Origin of the sequence: Streptomyces doebereineriae (assembly GCF_031845645.1) — a bacterium.
In the GTDB taxonomy this organism is placed as follows: domain Bacteria; phylum Actinomycetota; class Actinomycetes; order Streptomycetales; family Streptomycetaceae; genus Streptomyces; species Streptomyces canus.
Genome location: NZ_JAVREZ010000002.1, coordinates 280,037 through 296,145, shown reverse-complemented (window position 1 = coordinate 296,145; position 16,109 = coordinate 280,037). Strand labels below are relative to the sequence as shown.

At 72.0% G+C, this 16,109-nt stretch carries 16 protein-coding genes; 10 read left to right on the top strand and 6 right to left on the bottom strand.

Annotation, left to right across the window (positions count from 1 at the left end):
- Positions 1-10: 10 nt before the first annotated feature.
- A complete protein-coding gene (locus tag RNB18_RS06905; RefSeq protein ID WP_311713243.1) occupies positions 11-1,648 on the bottom strand; it encodes an ATP-binding protein in 1,638 nt (545 codons plus the stop codon).
- A 266-nt stretch (positions 1,649-1,914) separates the two neighbouring features.
- On the opposite strand from RNB18_RS06905, the gene RNB18_RS06900 reads away from it, so the two are divergent.
- The gene (locus RNB18_RS06900) at positions 1,915-2,274 is read left to right on the top strand and encodes an SH3 domain-containing protein (RefSeq protein ID WP_266561912.1); all 360 of its coding nucleotides are present in this window, start codon (positions 1,915-1,917) and stop codon (positions 2,272-2,274) included.
- A 67-nt stretch (positions 2,275-2,341) separates the two neighbouring features.
- Here the strand turns inward: RNB18_RS06900 and RNB18_RS06895 are convergent, their stop codons facing one another.
- From RNB18_RS06895 to RNB18_RS06875, 5 genes are all read right to left on the bottom strand, one after another.
- The gene (locus tag RNB18_RS06895; protein ID WP_311713242.1) at positions 2,342-3,652 is read right to left on the bottom strand and encodes an ABC transporter permease; all 1,311 of its coding nucleotides are present in this window, start codon (positions 3,650-3,652) and stop codon (positions 2,342-2,344) included.
- Complete coding sequence (locus RNB18_RS06890) at positions 3,649-4,359, bottom strand: ABC transporter ATP-binding protein (RefSeq protein ID WP_062049335.1); 711 nt, start codon at positions 4,357-4,359, stop codon at positions 3,649-3,651. Before RNB18_RS06890 ends, RNB18_RS06895 begins: the two co-directional genes overlap by 4 nt.
- Complete coding sequence (locus tag RNB18_RS06885; protein WP_311713241.1) at positions 4,356-5,633, bottom strand: peptidoglycan-binding domain-containing protein; 1,278 nt, start codon at positions 5,631-5,633, stop codon at positions 4,356-4,358. The genes RNB18_RS06890 and RNB18_RS06885 overlap by 4 nt, the downstream gene beginning before the upstream one ends.
- A gap of 2 nt (positions 5,634-5,635) precedes the next feature.
- Entirely contained in the window at positions 5,636-6,205 is a 570-nt protein-coding gene (locus tag RNB18_RS06880; protein WP_266561904.1) for a hypothetical protein, read from the bottom strand.
- A 177-nt stretch (positions 6,206-6,382) separates the two neighbouring features.
- Positions 6,383-7,573 (bottom strand): pyridoxal phosphate-dependent aminotransferase, encoded by a 1,191-nt coding sequence (locus tag RNB18_RS06875; RefSeq protein WP_311713240.1) that lies wholly within the window; start codon positions 7,571-7,573, stop codon positions 6,383-6,385.
- Between the two features lie 129 nt (positions 7,574-7,702).
- Here RNB18_RS06875 and RNB18_RS06870 point away from each other — a divergent pair, with 129 nt between their 5' ends.
- The 9 genes from RNB18_RS06870 (at position 7,703) to RNB18_RS06830 (ending at position 16,013) form a co-directional block, all read left to right on the top strand.
- Positions 7,703-8,017: a hypothetical protein gene (locus RNB18_RS06870; protein ID WP_311713239.1), complete on the top strand. Its 315-nt coding sequence runs from the start codon at positions 7,703-7,705 to the stop codon at positions 8,015-8,017.
- Positions 8,018-8,418: 401 nt separating this feature from the next.
- Positions 8,419-8,943: a DUF2617 family protein gene (locus tag RNB18_RS06865; protein ID WP_311713238.1), complete on the top strand. Its 525-nt coding sequence runs from the start codon at positions 8,419-8,421 to the stop codon at positions 8,941-8,943.
- A gap of 88 nt (positions 8,944-9,031) precedes the next feature.
- Positions 9,032-10,672: a polyamine aminopropyltransferase gene (locus RNB18_RS06860; RefSeq protein WP_311713237.1), complete on the top strand. Its 1,641-nt coding sequence runs from the start codon at positions 9,032-9,034 to the stop codon at positions 10,670-10,672.
- A gap of 70 nt (positions 10,673-10,742) precedes the next feature.
- Positions 10,743-11,471, top strand: a complete 729-nt coding sequence (locus RNB18_RS06855) for an SRPBCC domain-containing protein (RefSeq protein ID WP_311713236.1) — start codon at positions 10,743-10,745, stop codon at positions 11,469-11,471.
- A 13-nt stretch (positions 11,472-11,484) separates the two neighbouring features.
- Complete coding sequence (locus RNB18_RS06850) at positions 11,485-12,276, top strand: aldose epimerase family protein (RefSeq protein WP_266561892.1); 792 nt, start codon at positions 11,485-11,487, stop codon at positions 12,274-12,276.
- 10 nt (positions 12,277-12,286) lie between these two features.
- Positions 12,287-12,835 carry an orotate phosphoribosyltransferase gene (gene pyrE, locus RNB18_RS06845; protein ID WP_266561890.1) on the top strand — a complete coding sequence of 183 codons (549 nt, stop codon included), beginning with the start codon at positions 12,287-12,289 and terminating at the stop codon, positions 12,833-12,835.
- A gap of 128 nt (positions 12,836-12,963) precedes the next feature.
- A complete protein-coding gene (gene fbaA / locus RNB18_RS06840; protein ID WP_057614711.1) occupies positions 12,964-13,995 on the top strand; it encodes a class II fructose-bisphosphate aldolase in 1,032 nt (343 codons plus the stop codon).
- A 66-nt stretch (positions 13,996-14,061) separates the two neighbouring features.
- Positions 14,062-15,531, top strand: coding sequence for an MFS transporter (locus RNB18_RS06835; RefSeq protein ID WP_266561887.1), 1,470 nt, complete (start codon positions 14,062-14,064; stop codon positions 15,529-15,531).
- A 68-nt stretch (positions 15,532-15,599) separates the two neighbouring features.
- Positions 15,600-16,013, top strand: a complete 414-nt coding sequence (locus RNB18_RS06830; RefSeq protein WP_057614715.1) for a DUF3151 domain-containing protein — start codon at positions 15,600-15,602, stop codon at positions 16,011-16,013.
- The last annotated feature ends 96 nt before the right edge of the window (positions 16,014-16,109 follow it).

Below are 16,109 nucleotides of genomic sequence, written 5' to 3'. Positions count from 1 at the left end.
CCGGGGTCGATCAGCCGGCGTCGGTCGGCGACGGCCCGGTCGTGGCGAGCGTGACCGTGAAGGTCGTGCCGACGCCGACGGTGCTCTCCACGGCGATCGTCCCCTGGTGGTCGGTCACGATCTGGCGGGCGATGGACAGCCCCAGGCCACTTCCTCCGGTGGCGCGGCCCCGTGCCGCGTCCGCCCGCCAGAAGCGGTCGAAGAGATGCGGCAGGTCCTCGGCGGGTATTCCCGTTCCGGTGTCCCGCACCTGAAGGAACGCGAGATCGCCGTGCCGGGCCAGAGCCAGTGTCACCGTGCCGCCCGGTGCCGTTGCCCTCAGCGCGTTGCCGACCAGATTGCCGACGACCTGGCGCAGTCGGTCGGCGTCGGCGATGACGTCCACAGGTCGCGGCGCCTCCAGCCGCAGCGCGACTCCTGCCGCGTCGACCTGGGCACGGTGAGCCGTGCCGGCTGCTTCGAGGAGCTCGCGCAGGTCGACGCGCACCCGGTGGTAGGTGAGCGCACCGGCCTCGGCCAGCGCGAGATCCTGTAGGTCGTCCACGATCCGCTGCTGCAGCAGTGCCTCCTCGTGGAGGGAATCGAGCAGCTCGGGGGTCGGCTCGACGACCCCGTCCCGCAGGGCCTCCAGATAGCCGCGCAGATTGGCCAGCGGGGTGCGCAGCTCGTGGGCGATGTCACCGGTGAGGCGGCGCTGGCGTTCCTCGACGGCCTGTATGGACTCCGCCATCCGGTTGAAGGCACGGCCGAGTTGGGCGATCTCGTCCCGGCCGGAGACGGGCACCCGCCGCCCCAGGTCCCCCTCGCCCAGCCCCCCGGCGGCCAGGGTCATGGCACGGACCGGGCGCAGCACCGCCCGGCTCAGGAGCAGCGCCCCGAGCACGGCGGCGAGGGCGACGCCCCCTGCGACGGCCATCGTGGGTGCCGCGGCCAGGGTGGGCGGGGACTCGTCCCGGACGCCGAGACGGATCACCAGGCGTGGCGGGGCGGCGGAGCCCACGCGCTCGTTGAACACCCGCTGCAGGCAGGTGGTGAACTGCTGCTCCGACTCGCATGCCCGGATCACCTCGAGGTCCTGCGGAGTCTGCGGGTCCGGTGCGCCTTTCGGCTCCTTGCACTGTTCCGGCCGGCGCTCCGTGCTGATCCGCGGCACGCCGGTGTCGTCCGGCAGCGCCGTCACCTCGGCCCCCGCCCGGGTCAGACAGGCCGCGTACACCGCTTCGGCGCGGTACTGGGCGATCGCGGTCGCCGTCAGCTTCATCGAGGTCCGCGGTAGCTGTCCCGCGGGGATCCGCAGGAGGGGACGCGGGTCGACCAGCACGGGCGGCTGGTTGCTCACCGGGCGGGGGGCGCGGCCCTCGAGCGCGTCGGAATCGGCGAGCAGGACGTCGTTCTCGGTGGCGACCCGGATGCGCTGGCCGGTGTCCTTGGCCAGGCGGCTCACCATGGGCGAGAGGCCTTCCCAGGTGCCGTGCGCGAACCCGTACGCGCGGAGGTCGCCGGTGATCCGGGAGACCTCCTGCCGTCCCGCGGTGACACTCTCCTGGACCTGGCGGTTCGCCTGGCGCAGGGTCAACCAGCCGGTGGCGGCGGTGGCGGCCATCGCGACCAGCATCAGCAGGCCGAGTACCCGGAGCCGGAAGCTCATCGGGTGCCACCCCGGGTGCTCGTCAAGGGCGCGCTTCCGGCCGAAAGGACTGTGGAATGGCGCATTTCCTCTTCCGGTATTTTCGGTCTCTCATGGACAGTAATTGGACGGTTGCGGGCGGAATGCTTTCTTCAGCATATTTCTGACTGTGATCTTACTGACGCCACTTGCACACCGATTGATGCAGTGGTCGCTGTTTCGCTCAGGCGTCATCCAACGGCCTTGGGGAAGCAGTGCCAACAGAACGCATTCATGGGGGTTCAAAAGTGAAGCGTCGAATCGCGGCTGTCGTACCCGCCCTGGCGGCGGTGGCCATGGCCGTCCCGCTCGCCCTCTCCACCCCGGCCACCGCGGCCGCGTCCTGCGGCAGGACCGCCTCCGACATGGACAGCAGCGCCTGGAACAGGACGGCCAACGGCGCCAACGAGAGAAGCGGATCCAGCACCAACTGCGCCAGCAACGGCATCGCCTACAACACCCACCGCCTCGACTACCACTGTTACACGCGCATCGGCAGCTCCAGTGAGACCTGGACGTACCTCCGGAACGACACCACCGGTACGTCCGGCTGGGTCCGCGACGACCTGCTGAGCGACGGCGGCAGCCTCATCTACTGCGGTTTCTAGTGGACTGATGGTGCGTCAGGGGCGGTCTCGCCGAGGCCGCCCCTGACCCGTACGACGGACGGGCCGCTCAGGAGCCGGACAGTGCCTCCGTCGGTGACAGCCGGCTCGCCCGTACCGCCGGATACAGTCCGGCGATCATGCCGATGACCAGGGTGCAGCCGATGCCCGCCGCACTCGCCCACACCGGGACGACCGTCGGCCAGTCGCGGCTGAGGGCGTAGACCGCCGTGATCGCCGTCCCCAGCACCGTCCCGCCGAGGCCGCCGATGAGCGACAGCAGCAGCGACTCCGTCACGAACTGGGTCCGGATCTGGCCGCGGGTCGCCCCCAGCGCCCGGCGCAGGCCGATCTCGGGGCGCCGCTCCAGGACCGAGATGACCATCGTGTTGCCGACCCCGACGCCACCGACGAGCAGCGCCACGCCGCCGAGGCCGAGCAGCAGCCCGGTGAGCGCCGACTCGGTGGCCTCGCGGGCGGCGAGCGCGTCGGAGGGCCGGGAGATCTGGACCTGTCCCGGTTTCTCGGGGTACGCCGTGGCCGGCAGCACGCCCCGCACCTCCGCGATCTGGCTGTCCTCGGAGCGGACGTAGACCGTCGACGGATGACCGTCGAAGCGCAGGTACGTCCGGGCCGCCGGCCAACCGACCAGCGCCGCGCTGTCGAGCTCCGGCGCGAGCGGTACGGGATCGAGGACGCCGACCAGCGAGAACCAGCGGTCGCCGAGCCAGACCCGGGTCCCCGGTGTGTGCACGTCGAGCCGGCCCGCGGCCGTGGAGCCGAGCACGACCGCCGGGTACTGCTCGGTCGCGGAATCCAGCCAGCGGCCTCGGCGGACGTGGCCGCCGACGGCCGGGAGCAGGTGCCTGTCGGCCGCGAGGACCTCGAGGGAGCCGGTGCGTCCGATGGCGATGTGATCATTGCGGTAGATGTGTGCGCCGGTTGCGCCGGTGGCGGCGACCTGCTGCACGGGCGGGATGCGGCCGATCATCGCGACGGCCTCATGGGGCAGCTTGGCCTCGGTGCCGTCGAGTGAGTCGCCGGGGGCGACCCGCAGCAGGTTGGTGCCGAGCGCGTCGAGTCGGCGGTCCACCTCCGCCCGGCCGGAGCCGGAGATTCCGACCACCGCGATCATGGCGGCGACGCCGATCGCGATCCCGAGCGCGGAGAGGAAGATCCGCAGGGGACGGGTCCGCAGCCCGGTCCCGCCGAGCCGCACGATGTCCTGAGGGCCTAGGCGGGCGGCGCGAAGTCGGCCGCCCGTGCCACCGACGTCACCGCTCGCTCGTCCGCGGCCACGTCCGCCGCCCCTGCGGGGGCCGGACGGCAGGGCCGGTGGGGCGTCGTCCATGGGCGGGCCGTTCGTCGTGGCGTCGGTCATCGGACCGCCTCGCTCGGCGCGGCATCGGTCGCGGTGTCCGCCACCACGCGGCCGTCGCGCATCTCGATACGGCGCGGCAGCCCGGCCGCGATCTCCCGGTCGTGGGTGATGATCACGACCGTGGTCCCGGCGGCGTTCAGCTCGCGCAGCAGACCGAGTACGGCCTCCCCGGAAGCGGAGTCCAGGTTGCCGGTCGGCTCGTCCGCCAGCAGGACCGCCGGTTCGCCGATCACCGCCCGGGCCACCGCCACCCGCTGGCGCTCGCCGCCGGACAACTGGTGCGGGAGGTGGTGGACGCGGTGGCTGAGGCCGACCCGTTCCAGCGCCACCGCCGCGCCGGCCCGGCGGCGGCGCAGCGGTACCCCGGCGTACAGCAGCCCGTCGGCCACGGAGTCCAGGACCGGAACCCCTACCGCCAGATGGAACTGCTGGAAGACGAAGCCGATCCGGGTGGCCCGTAGCGCCGACACCTCACGGTCCGTCAGCTTCGCCACGTCGTGGCCGTCGACCAGCACCCGCCCCGCGGAGGGCCGATCGAGGCTGCCCATGAGGTTCAGCATGCTGGACTTGCCCGAGCCCGACGGGCCGACGACCGCGACGAGTTCGCCGCGCCCGATGCTCAGGCTCACGTCCCGTACCGCCGCCACACCACCGGGATACGTCTTGGAGACCGCGTCGAACTCCACGACCGCCGATGCTCCGCTCACTCCGGGATCCTCACGTTCATGCCCTCGCGAACCGCGCTTCCGCTCACTTCCACCCGGCCGTCCGCGAAGAGCCCGGTCTTCACCGCGACGAACCGGCCGTCCGCGGTCTCCAGGCCGTGGCCGCCCTCGGCCAGGGCGACCAGCGCGGCGACCGGGACGGTGAGGACGTCGGCCCGTTCCCGCCCCACGTACTCGACGGTGACCGGCGCGCTCTCCAGCCGTCCCACGGATTTCTGGTCCTCGATGGTGATGGTCACCGGAATCGTCGGTGTCGCGGAGCCACCCTCCCCGCCTCCCCCCTCGGGCGCGGTCGCGCTCTTCCCCACCGCGGCCACCTCGCCCTTCACCGATTTCCCGTCGGGCAGCCCGATCGTGACGGCGGCGCCGCGCACGGCCCAGGAGTCCTCCGCCGCCGAGGCGCCCACGACGACCTTCCGGGACGTACCGGTGTACGTGAGGACGTCATCGGTGGCCGGTGAGCCGAGCCGGACACTCGCGTGGCCGATCCGTACCTTGCCGGCGGAGTAGACGACGTCCCCGATGCCGACCGTGCCGGTCTGGGGGAGTCCGAGGGATTTCTGCCAGCGCTTGACCGCGCGGGCGGTGAGGTCGGTGAACTCCTCGTCGACTGTGAAGCCGGTGTAGCCGAGAGTGGCGAGATTGCTCTCGAACTGCAGGACGTCCATCCCGCGCAGCGTGCCCCCTGTCCCTCCGGCCCCGGCGCCGCCCGGCGCCGGCGATCCGGAGGGGTCCGGAGCCCCGGGGGTCTCGTCCGTGCGGCCCTGGTCACCCGAGGCCTGGGTGTCCCCCTCGGTCCCGGTCTCCTGCCGGGTGTCCTGCTGGGTGCCCGCGGTCAGGCCCAGCTCCCGGTACATCGGCAGCGTCCCGTACAGCAGCACCACCGGCCGGTCGTCGACGCGCAGCAGAGTGCCGCCGCGCTGCACGGTCGTGCCCTCCGCGGGCAGCCAGGTCACGGTGCCCGTCGCCTTGACCGGCAGCGGTATCTCGGTGCCGTAGCCCAACTGGCCGTCCACCGTGGTGCGTTCGGTCAGTGTGGTCCGGGTGACCGGGACGGTGGAGCCCGAGCGGGGCGGGGCGGAGGAGCCCTCCTCCGCCCCGCCTCCGCCGAGGCCCAGCGCACCGACCACGGCGACTGCCGCCACGACGACCAGAGCCGAGGCCACCAGGACCGTACGCCGTCCGCGCCGACCGCGCGGTGGCGGCGCGGGAGCCGCCCCGCGCTCGTGATCGGTCTGCACAACCGTCTCCGCCATCGTCAGCCCTTGCCCGCGGGCTGGTCCGCCGGGTCGCCGATGATCGGAGCGCAGACACGGGTGGCACGCTTGGCTCCCGCCGACGTCTGGTTCCACTCGGAGCCCTGCGCGGTCCCGTCCGGGCCGGGATCGGGAAAGTCGGGGGCGCCGTTCTTCTGCATGCAGTCGGCGTAGTCCCGCTTGACCTTGATCTGCTCGGGCGTGAGCTTGGGCTGGTTGGCGTTCTCGAGGCCCTCGGGGACGGCCGCCTTGAGCGAGGCGCACTTCTCGGAGGCGTCCAGGAACTTCGTGTTCTTCTTCAGCGCCGCGTTGTCGCCGAAGTCGACCTGCCCCTTGGCGTCCGGGTCGGGGGCGTCGACCCCGTTCTCCCGCAGGCATTTCACCCACTCGCGCTGCGCGTTCACGTACGTGGCCACGTCGTCGCCGCCACTCGGCGCGGTCGTCTTGCCGGACGCCTTGCCGCCGCCCGCCGTCGGGACCTTCGGGGTGTCGCCCTCGCTTCCGCAGCCGGCCAGGGTGATCGCCATGACCGACGCCGTCACCACGGCCATCAGCACCCGGTTCGTCCTCATCGGTTCTCCCGCCTCCTGTCGCGCCCGACCGCGGGCGCGGCGGGCCTTGTGACCGTAGGCCGGAGAAGATGAAGAACCTTTGAAGAACCTGTCATCCGATCATGCGGCGCGCTTCGGACAGGGCGCCACGGCAGCCGGCGACTCCCGCTCGACGGCGGCGCGGAATCAACTCCTGAGCTACGACTTCAGGCGCTTCACGGCCTCCTGAAGCACCGCCGTCTGCTTGCAGAACGCGAACCGCACGAACGGCGCGCCCGCCTCCCGGTGGTCGTAGAAGACCGCGTTCGGGATGGCGACGACTCCCGCGCGTTCGGGCAGCGCGCGGCAGAAGGCGAAGCCGTCGCTCTCGCCCAGGGGGCGGATGTCGGTGGTGATGAAGTAGGTGCCGGCGGGCTTGAAGACCTCGAAACCGGCCTCCGCCAGGCCGGTCGCCAGCAGGTCCCGCTTGGCGAGCATGTCGTCGCGGAAGGCGGTGAAGTAGCTGTCCGGGAGGGCGAGGGCCTCGGCGACCGCGTACTGGAACGGGCCGGAGGAGACGTACGTCAGGAACTGCTTCGCCGAGCGGACCGCCGAGACCAGACCGGGCGCCGCCGTGATCCAGCCGACCTTCCAGCCGGTGAACGAGAAGGTCTTGCCGGCGGAACCGATGGAGACCGTGCGCTCCCGCATCCCCGGGAAGGTCGCCAGGGGCAGGTGTTCGGCCTCGTCGAAGACCAGGTGCTCGTACACCTCATCGGTGATCACCAGCAGATCCCGCTCCACGGCCAGCTCGGCGATCGCCGTCAGCTCCTCCCGGGTGAGGACGGTGCCGGTGGGGTTGTGCGGGGTGTTGATGAGCAGGAGCCGGGTCCGGTCGGTCACCGCGGCGCGCAGCTCGTCGAGGTCGAGGCGGAAGCGGGCGCCCCCGTCGAAGTGCGGCCGCAGGGTGACCGGGACCCTGGTCCCGCCCGCCATCGCGATGCAGGCCGCGTAGGAGTCGTAGTACGGCTCCAGGGCGACGACCTCGTCACCGGGCTCGACCAGGGCGAGCAGCGCGGCGGCGATGGCCTCCGTGGCTCCGGCGGTGACCAGGACCTCGCTGTCGGGGTCGTAGGCCAGGCCGTAGCGGCGCTCCTGGTGCGCGGCGACCGCCGTGCGCAGCTCCGGGACGCCCGGGCCCGGCGGGTACTGGTTGCCCCGCCCGTCCCGCAGCGCCCGCACAGCCGCCTCCCTGACCTCCTCGGGGCCGTCCGTGTCGGGGAAGCCCTGGCCCAGGTTGATCGATCCGGTCTGCAGGGCCAGGGCGGACATCTCGGCGAAGATCGTCGTCCCGAACTCGGCGAGACGGCGGTTGAGCAGGGGGCGCGCACTGGAGGTCATGCCGGTCATCCTGCGCCCAAGCTCTGGAGTTCCTCAACTCTGCTTTGGCCCGTGAGACAGAGGGGCATCTCCAGCTCACGCAACCGGCGAGGCGCCCACGGGGGGTCGCTTCGGGGGGTAACGGAAGGAGGGTGAGCCATGGTCATCGGCATCATCCTGGCGGTGTTCGTGGTCCTGTTCGTCGGGGCCCTGGTGTCCGCCGCGAACAGGAAGAAGAGCGTCCAGCTGGTCAAGCCGGTCAGGGAGCCCCGCGGCGGGCGGTCCCGGGCGCATCGGGACAGCTGGTGGGCCGGCGGCGGGGCGGGCGGAGCCGGCTCGTCCTGCGGTTCGTCGGGCGGTGACTCCGGTGGGCACTCCGGCGGTCACTCCGGTGGGCACTCCTGCGGCGGTGGGTCGTCCTGTGGTGGCGGGTCGTCCTGCGGCGGCGGGGGCGGATGCGGGGGAGGCAGCTGACACGGGGCAGCTGAGCTCCGGCAGGGGGAACCGCATCCGTAGACGGGGGAGCGGGGGAACGCGGGGGCGTGCATCCGGACCTGGGTCGGGACGCACGCCCCCGCTTGTCGCTTTTTCACTCCGGTGCTCCGGCGCACGCTCCGGCCGCCGTGGCGCACGCCGTAGTTGAACAGATGAGCTGGAGAGCCCACGGAGGGATGGAAACCCCACGAAGTTGGGTAAAAACGCTGTGGTGGCGCCACTGTTCATGATTCCCTCTCAATCACCAACGCAGCCCCTCGGACGTCCTACGGACACCTCCTGACCTCCCGACTGGGCTGACCGGGCCGATCCCCCCACAGTCGCCCGGGCGTGCCGGAACCCCACACCACCCTTTCTTTGCGTGCTAGCGGAGCCGACCCATGCTCACGACCCTGAACACCTCGTACACCGACACGCGCGCGGCCGACCTCGCCTGGGCCCTGGGGCGCGAGCCGCTGCCCGCCCTGGCCACGCTCGACGTCGAAATCGGCGGGGCGAAGCTTCAGTTGAGACTCCTCGGCGCCTCCCACCAAGTGCTCCTGGAGGAGGATCGGGGCACCTGTTCGGAGACGGTCGCGTGCATCGCCGGCAGCAGTACGCCACTGCCCCTGGGCGTGGCCAAGCGGGTGGGCGACTGGGAGTACGAGTTCGCCGCACGCGTCGAGGTGCTGTCGCCGGGCCAGTTCGCCGGACGGGCACAGGAGTTGCTGGCGCTGGTGTCCGACCATCCGAACGGACTCGCGGGGGTTTTTCCGGGCAGCCCGCACGCGTTCACGGCGCTGCTGGCCCAGCGGTACGACGGGCAGGTGCACTGGCGGACCTGGCACGCGTATCCGCAGGACGGGCAGTTGGTGGCCACGCGGACGCGGGTCGGGGTCTGGGTCCCGGTCGGGACGTCGCGCTGAGCGACGCAAACACCTGTTTCCCGGTTGCTCCTCAGTTCCACACGTGTGGGTGACGAAGCGTGCCACATCAGTGACGTACCGTCGCAACGTGATCGAGCCGCACGCCCCCGCTCCGCCCGGCGCTCCGCCGTCCTGGGCCGGGCCTGCGCGGCTGCCCGTCCGCCCCGGCACGGGCCGCTTCCTCGTCCTCGCCTGTGTCTTCGTCTGCGCGGCCTGCGGACTGGTGTACGAGCTCGAACTGGTCGCTCTCGCCTCGTACTTGATCGGCGACTCGGTCACCCAGGCCTCCGTGGTCCTGTCCGTCATGGTCTTCGCGATGGGTATCGGCTCGCTCCTCGCCAAGCGGCTGCGCCGGCACGCGGCGGCGGCCTTCGGCGCGCTCGAGGCGCTGCTCGCGCTGGTCGGCGGGTGCAGTGCGATGGCGCTGTACGCCGTCTTCGCGTGGACCGGCGACTGGGGCGGACTGTGGGCGAGCGGTCCGCGCTGGCTCCTGGTCGCGTTCTCCCTCGCCATCGGTCTGCTCATCGGCGCCGAAGTCCCTTTGCTGATGGAGCTGATCCAGCGCATCCGCCGCCAGGACGCGGGCGGCGCGGTGGCCGACCTGTTCGCGGCGGACTACGTCGGCGCGCTGGTCGGCGGTCTGGCCTTCCCCTTCCTCCTGCTGCCGCTGCTGGGCCAGTTGACCGGCGTGATGCTCACCGGCGGGGTCAACGCGGTCGTGGGCGGCGCCCTGGTCCTCGGCCTGTTCCGCCGCGACCTGACCCGCCGGGCCCGCTGGCTGCTGCTGGCCGCCAACCTCGCCGTGCTCGGCGTCCTCGCCACCGCCGCCGTCCTCGTCGACGACTTCGAGCGGGCCGCGCGGGAGGCGGTCTACGGCCAGGACGTGCGCGTCGCCCTCAAGACCGGCATCCAGGAGGTCGTCCTCACCGGCGACACCGACGGCCGCCCCCTCGGCCTCTACCTTGACGGCCGCCTGAGGGTCAGCGGCCGTGACGAGCACCGCTACCACGAGGCCCTCGTCACCCCCGCGATGGACGGCCCCCACGCGCGCGTGCTCGTCCTCGGCGGCGGCGACGGCCTCGCCGCCCGCGAGGTGCTGAGGTACCCGGACGTACGGCGGGTCGACATCGTCGAGATCGACCCCGCGGTGGTGGACCTGGCCCGCCGCGACCCGGCGCTGTCCCGGCTCAACGGTCATGTGTACGGCGACGCGCGCGTGCGGGTGACCACCGCGGACGCGTTCCGCCGGCTGCGGACGGCGCCGCCCGTGCCGTCGTACGACGTGGTGATCGCCGATCTGCCCGACCCCGGCATCACCGCGAGCACCAAGCTGTACTCGGAGGAGTTCTACGGCCTGGTCCGCCGTGTCCTGGCCCCCGAGGGCCGTCTCGTCGTGCACGCGGGGCCGGTCTCCTCCCGTCCCCGGGTCTTCTGGACGGTGGAGTCGACGATGCGTGCGGCGGGTCTGCGCACCACCCCCTACCGCGTCGGCGGCCGCGACTCCGGCTTCGCCGCGGGCCCCGACCGCACGGCCGGCGCCTCCCGCGCACCGTGCGACTGGGGCTTCGTGCTCGCCACACGGGGAACACGCCCGGCACTGGGCCCGGGCGCCCGGGGGCCGAAGCCGACGACCCTGACGCGGGAGTCCCTGGGGGCGGCGCGGAGGGCGGCGGAGGCGACCCGGATCGTAGGGCTGCCGGCGTCGACGTTGGTGCATCCGCGCTACTGAGACCGAAGGGCGCGGTCACTTTCCACCAACGGGGGCGCATCACCGTCCCCCCTGGGTAGGCTCGGCAACCATGGAGCATGAGGTGTTCGTTCCGGTTACGGTCGAGCGGCTGAGGGAGGCCCTGGGGGACCCCGTCAGGGTCGCCCGGGCGGTTCCCGGGCTCCAGCAGGACGCCGGCGCGGACCCCGTCGCCGGGCGCCTGAAGGTGCGGGTCGGCAGCCACTCCATCACCTACCGCGGCGCGGTACGCGTCACCGGCCGCGACGACGGCTCCTACGCCGTCGAGGGCGACGCCACCGAGACCCGCGGCACCGGCTCGGTCACCCTCGCCCTCACCCTCCGCCTGCGCGACACGGAGGGTGGCACGACCCTGACCTTCGACGGCACGGCCACGGCGGACGGCCGCGTCACGGAACTCCCGCAGGACGCGGTGGGTTCCGCGGTCGTACGGCTGCTGAACCGTTTCGCGGAGGCCCTGGGCGAGACGGAGGAGAAGCCGGAGCAGCAGGAGACACCGGAAGCCGTGGAGACTCCCGAGCCCGAGGAGCCCCCGGCGCCCCCCGTCGACGACTTCACGGAGCCCGCCAACCCCCCGGCCGAAGCGGCCCACGCCCGCCGCACGATGATCGGCCGCAGCGCGGAAGAGGTCGACCACGCACCGCCGAGGGGCCGCTACGCCCCGGTCCCGGCCCCCCAGACCGTGGCCTCGGGAGCGACCCTCCGCTGGGCGGCCCCGGCAGCGGCAGTGGTCCTGGCATCGGCGATCGTGGTCACCCGGGTACTGAGGAAACGCCGTTGAGTAGTGTCGTCCCGTGAGCCAAGAAGACATCACACTGACCGCGGGCGACGCGGAAGTGACCTTGCAGCCGGGAAACGGTGGACGGGTCGGGGGACTTCGGGTCGGAGGCGTCGAACTGCTGCGGCAGGGAGAGCGCTTCGGGTGCTTCCCGATGGTCCCCTGGTGCGGCCGCATCCGGGACGGACGGTTCCGTGACGGCGCCGACGTCCACCAGATGCCGCTCAACTCCCCACCGCACGCCATCCACGGCACGGCCCGCGACGGCGCCTGGAGCATCGCCCGCACGGCCACCGACGAGGCCGTCCTCACGTACGACCTCGTCAAGCCCTGGCCCTACCCGGGCCGCATCACCCAGATCGCGGCGCTCACCCCGGACGCCTTGACGCTCACGATGTCCGTGGAGACGTACGACTCCTCCTTCCCGGCCCAGATCGGCTGGCACCCCTGGTTCAACCGCACCCTCGAAGGCGGCGAGCCGGTCCGGCTCGACTTCACCGCCGCCTGGCAGGAGGAACGCGGCGACGACCACCTGCCCACCGGCAACCGCGTCGAGCCGAAGCCGAGCCCCTGGGACGACTGCTTCGGCATGCCCGGCGGCGTCGACGTCACGCTCACCTGGCCCGGGCAGCTGGAGCTGAAGGTCGCCAGCCGCGAGGAATGGGTCGTGGTGTACGACGAGCAGGACGCCGCCGTCTGCGTGGAGCCGCAGACCGGGCCGCCCAACGGCCTGAACACCCTGCCGCGCCTGGTCACCCCGCTGGAGCCGCTGGAAGCCACGACCACGTGGACCTGGCGCCGCATCTAAGCTGACAGGCATGACGGACGTACGTGGCGAGCTGCTGCAGCAGATCAAGGACAAGGCCGTGGTGCACGGCAAGGTGACCCTGTCGTCGGGTCTGGAGGCCGACTACTACGTCGACCTGCGCCGGGTCACCCTCGACGGCGAGGCCGCCCCGCTGGTCGGACAGGTGCTCCTGGACCTGACCGCGGACCTGCAGTTCGACGCGGTGGGCGGACTGACCATGGGCGCCGACCCGGTCGCCGGCGCCATGCTGCACGCGGCCGCCGCGCGCGGCAGGCGCCTGGACGCCTTCGTCGTCCGCAAGGCGGCCAAGGCGCACGGCATGCAGCGGCGCGTGGAGGGCCCCGACATCGCGGGCCGCCGGGTCGTGGTCGTCGAGGACACCTCCACCACCGGAGGCTCCCCGCTCGAAGCGGTAGCGGCGGTGCGTGAGGCGGGCGCCGAGGTCGTCGCCGTCGCCACGATCGTCGACCGGGCCACCGGCGCCGCCGAGAAGATCGAGCAGGGTGCGGGAGTGCCGTACCGCTTCGCGTACTCGAAGGACGAGCTGGGCCTGGACTGACCGCGGGATGGACCATCCGGCCAAGTCTGGAAAGATGGGGCCGACGATGACGTCGAACCCCCACACAAGGTCTAGGTCAGGGCCGTAAGCACGCAGTACGCCAACCCGCAGATACAAGGAGCGGACAGATGCCCATCGCAACCCCCGAGGTCTACAACGAGATGCTCGACCGGGCGAAGGCAGGCAAGTTCGCCTACCCGGCCATCAACGTGACCTCGACCCAGACCCTGCACGCTGCTCTGCGCGGCTTCGCGGAGGCCGAGAGCGACGGCATCATCCAGATCTCGACCGGTGGTGCCGAGTTCCTGGGCGGCCAGTACAGCAAGGAGATGGTCACGGGTTCCGTGGCCCTCGCCGAGTTCGCGCACATCGTCGCCGAGAAGTACCCGGTCACCGTCGCGCTGCACACCGACCACTGCCCCAAGGACAAGCTCGACGGGTACGTACGCCCGCTGATCGCCGTGTCCGAGGAGCGCGTGAAGGCCGGCGGCAACCCGCTGTTCCAGTCGCACATGTGGGACGGCTCGGCGGAGACCCTCGCCGACAACCTCTCCATCGCCCAGGAGCTCCTGGAGCGCGCCCGCGCCGCCAAGATCATCCTCGAGGTCGAGATCACCCCGACCGGCGGCGAGGAGGACGGCGTCTCGCACGAGATCAACGACTCCCTGTACACGACCGTCGACGACGCGATCCGTACCGCCGAGGCGCTCGGGCTCGGTGACAAGGGGCGCTACCTGCTGGCCGCTTCCTTCGGCAACGTCCACGGTGTGTACAAGCCGGGCAACGTCGTCCTCCGCCCCGACCTGCTGAAGCAGCTGAACGACGGCGTGGCCGCCAAGTTCGGCAAGCCGGCCGGGTCCCAGCCGTTCGACTTCGTCTTCCACGGCGGCTCCGGCTCCACGGAGGAGGAGATCCGCACCGCGCTGGAGAACGGCGTCGTCAAGATGAACATCGACACCGACACGCAGTACGCCTTCACGCGTCCGGTCGCCGACCACATGTTCCGCAACTACGACGGCGTCCTGAAGGTCGACGGCGAGGTCGGCTCCAAGAAGATCTACGACCCGCGCACCTGGGGCAAGCTGGCCGAGGCTTCGATGGCGGCCCGTGTCGTCGAGGCGACGCAGAACCTGCGCTCGGCGGGCACGAAGATCAAGTAAAGCTCTTCACAGCTGTTTACGGTGAGCCCGGTGCTACGGCACCGGGCTCGCTGTATACCTGGGGTCATGCCCGACGTCCGGCTGGCCTCGCCGCAAGGCAAGTGGATCCTGCTCACCACCGTCCTAGGCTCCAGCATGGCGCTGCTGGACTCGACCGTCGTCAACGTCGCCCTGCCGGCCATCGGCCGCGACCTGGACGCCGACCTCGCCTCCCTCCAGTGGACGGTCAACGCGTACATGCTGACGCTGGCCGGGCTGATCCTGCTCGGCGGCTCCCTCGGGGACCGGTACGGCCGCCGCAAGGTGTTCGTCGTCGGGGTGGTGTGGTTCGCGGCCGCCTCGCTGCTGTGCGGCCTCGCCCCGAACGCTGGTGTCCTCGTCGCCGCCCGGGCCCTCCAAGGGGTGGGCGGCGCCCTGCTCACACCGGGGTCGCTGGCGTTGATCCAGGCCTCCTTCCATCCCGACGACCGGGGCAGGGCCGTCGGCCTGTGGTCCGGTTTCGGCGGTGTCGGGGCGGCCGTCGGCCCCTTCGTGGGCGGCTGGCTGGTGGACGGCCCGGGCTGGCGCTGGGTGTTCCTGCTCAACGTCCCGCTGGCTCTGCTGTGCGCGCCGATCGCCGTACGGCATGTGCCGGAGTCGGCCGACGGACGGTCCGACCACGGCCGGTTCGACGTGCTCGGCGCGGTCCTGGGCGCGCTGGCGCTCGCTCTGGTGACGTACGCGCTGATCGAGGCGCGTTCCGGGTCCCTGCTGGTCGCCGTCACGGCGATCGCGGGCGTGGCCGCCGGGGTGGCCTTCGTCGCCGTCGAGAAGCGCCGTCCCGACCCGATGATGCCGCTCGGGATCTTCGCGTCCCGGCAGTTCACCGCGGTCAACCTGGTGACCCTGTGCGTGTACGGGGCCTTCGGCGGGTTCTTCTTCCTGGGCGCCGTCCAGCTCCAGGTGGTGGTCGGCTACTCGGCCCTCCAGGCCGGTACGGCCCTGCTGCCGACGACCGTCCTGATGCTGCTGTTCTCCGCCCGCTCGGGCGCCCTGGCCGACCGCATCGGGCCGCGCATCCCGCTCACCGTGGGCCCGCTGCTGTGCGCCGCCGGGATGCTGCTGATGCTGCGGGTCGGCCCGGACGCCTCGTACCTGGCCGACATCCTGCCCGCGCTGCTGGTCCTGGGCACCGGCATGGTCACGCTGGTCGCCCCGCTGACGGCGACCGTGCTGGGCTCGGTGGACGCCTCGCGGGCCGGGCTGGCCAGCGGGATCAACAACGCGGCCGCCCGGGCGGCCGGCCTGATCGCGGTGGCCGCGCTGCCGCTGGTCACGGGGATGGGGGAGGAGGCGTACCGGTCGCCCACGGCATTCGACAATGCGTTCGGGCGGGCGATGACGGTGTGCGCGGGGGTGCTGGTGGTGGGGTCCGTGGTGGCCTTCGCGACGGTGCGGTCGCTGCCGGCGGGGTGCCGGCGGCCGGAGTGCCGCACGTACGGGGCCGTGCTGTCGCCGCCGCTGGAGGGGGAGAGGACACGGGGGCGACTGGCGTAGGTCGTCCGCGGGCCGGCCACAACGCACCCGCAGAGGAAACACCGCCTTCCGCGAGGGAGACTGGACCCATGTCGATTCACGAGAACCTCCTCGGGGGCCCGCCCCCGACCCACCTCCCCGACGACCCGGAGCCCCGTGAGCTCCTGGCGAACGGCACCGCGCCTGCGGATGTCGCCGCGAAGTACCCGACCTCCTCGCTGGCCTGGGCCCAGCTGGCCGACGAGGCGTTCGAGCGGGGCAGCGTCGTGGAGTCGTACGCCTATGCCCGTACGGGCTACCACCGCGGCCTGGACTCGCTGCGCCGCAACGGCTGGAAGGGCCATGGGCCGGTCCCGTGGGAGCACGAGCCGAACCGCGGCTTCCTGCGCGCCCTGCACGGCCTCGCCCGTGCCGCCGGCGCCATCGGTGAGCAGGCGGAGTACGAGCGCTGCTCGCAGTTCCTGAAGGATTCCTCGCTCACGGCGGCCGAGACGCTGGGCTGATCCGTCACCGCTTTCCGGGCCCGCCTGTGTGACCAGGCGGGCCTTGCCTTTTCCACGGACCATGGAAGAGGATGCCCGGCGGGGACCGGGGCCCCG

Excerpts from the sequence above, each read along its gene's own strand:
- RNB18_RS06895 (WP_311713242.1), bottom strand. The coding sequence starts at position 3,652 with ATGACCGACGCCACGACGAACGGCCCGCCCATGGACGACGCCCCACCG.
- RNB18_RS06875 (WP_311713240.1), bottom strand. The coding sequence starts at position 7,573 with ATGACCGGCATGACCTCCAGTGCGCGCCCCCTGCTCAACCGCCGTCTC.
- RNB18_RS06870 (WP_311713239.1), top strand. The coding sequence starts at position 7,703 with ATGGTCATCGGCATCATCCTGGCGGTGTTCGTGGTCCTGTTCGTCGGG.
- RNB18_RS06835 (WP_266561887.1), top strand. The coding sequence starts at position 14,062 with ATGCCCGACGTCCGGCTGGCCTCGCCGCAAGGCAAGTGGATCCTGCTC.
- RNB18_RS06905 (WP_311713243.1), bottom strand. The coding sequence starts at position 1,648 with ATGAGCTTCCGGCTCCGGGTACTCGGCCTGCTGATGCTGGTCGCGATG.
- pyrE (WP_266561890.1), top strand. The coding sequence starts at position 12,287 with ATGACGGACGTACGTGGCGAGCTGCTGCAGCAGATCAAGGACAAGGCC.
- RNB18_RS06885 (WP_311713241.1), bottom strand. The coding sequence starts at position 5,633 with ATGGCGGAGACGGTTGTGCAGACCGATCACGAGCGCGGGGCGGCTCCC.
- RNB18_RS06830 (WP_057614715.1), top strand. The coding sequence starts at position 15,600 with ATGTCGATTCACGAGAACCTCCTCGGGGGCCCGCCCCCGACCCACCTC.
- RNB18_RS06880 (WP_266561904.1), bottom strand. The coding sequence starts at position 6,205 with ATGAGGACGAACCGGGTGCTGATGGCCGTGGTGACGGCGTCGGTCATG.
- RNB18_RS06865 (WP_311713238.1), top strand. The coding sequence starts at position 8,419 with ATGCTCACGACCCTGAACACCTCGTACACCGACACGCGCGCGGCCGAC.
- fbaA (WP_057614711.1), top strand. The coding sequence starts at position 12,964 with ATGCCCATCGCAACCCCCGAGGTCTACAACGAGATGCTCGACCGGGCG.
- RNB18_RS06855 (WP_311713236.1), top strand. The coding sequence starts at position 10,743 with ATGGAGCATGAGGTGTTCGTTCCGGTTACGGTCGAGCGGCTGAGGGAG.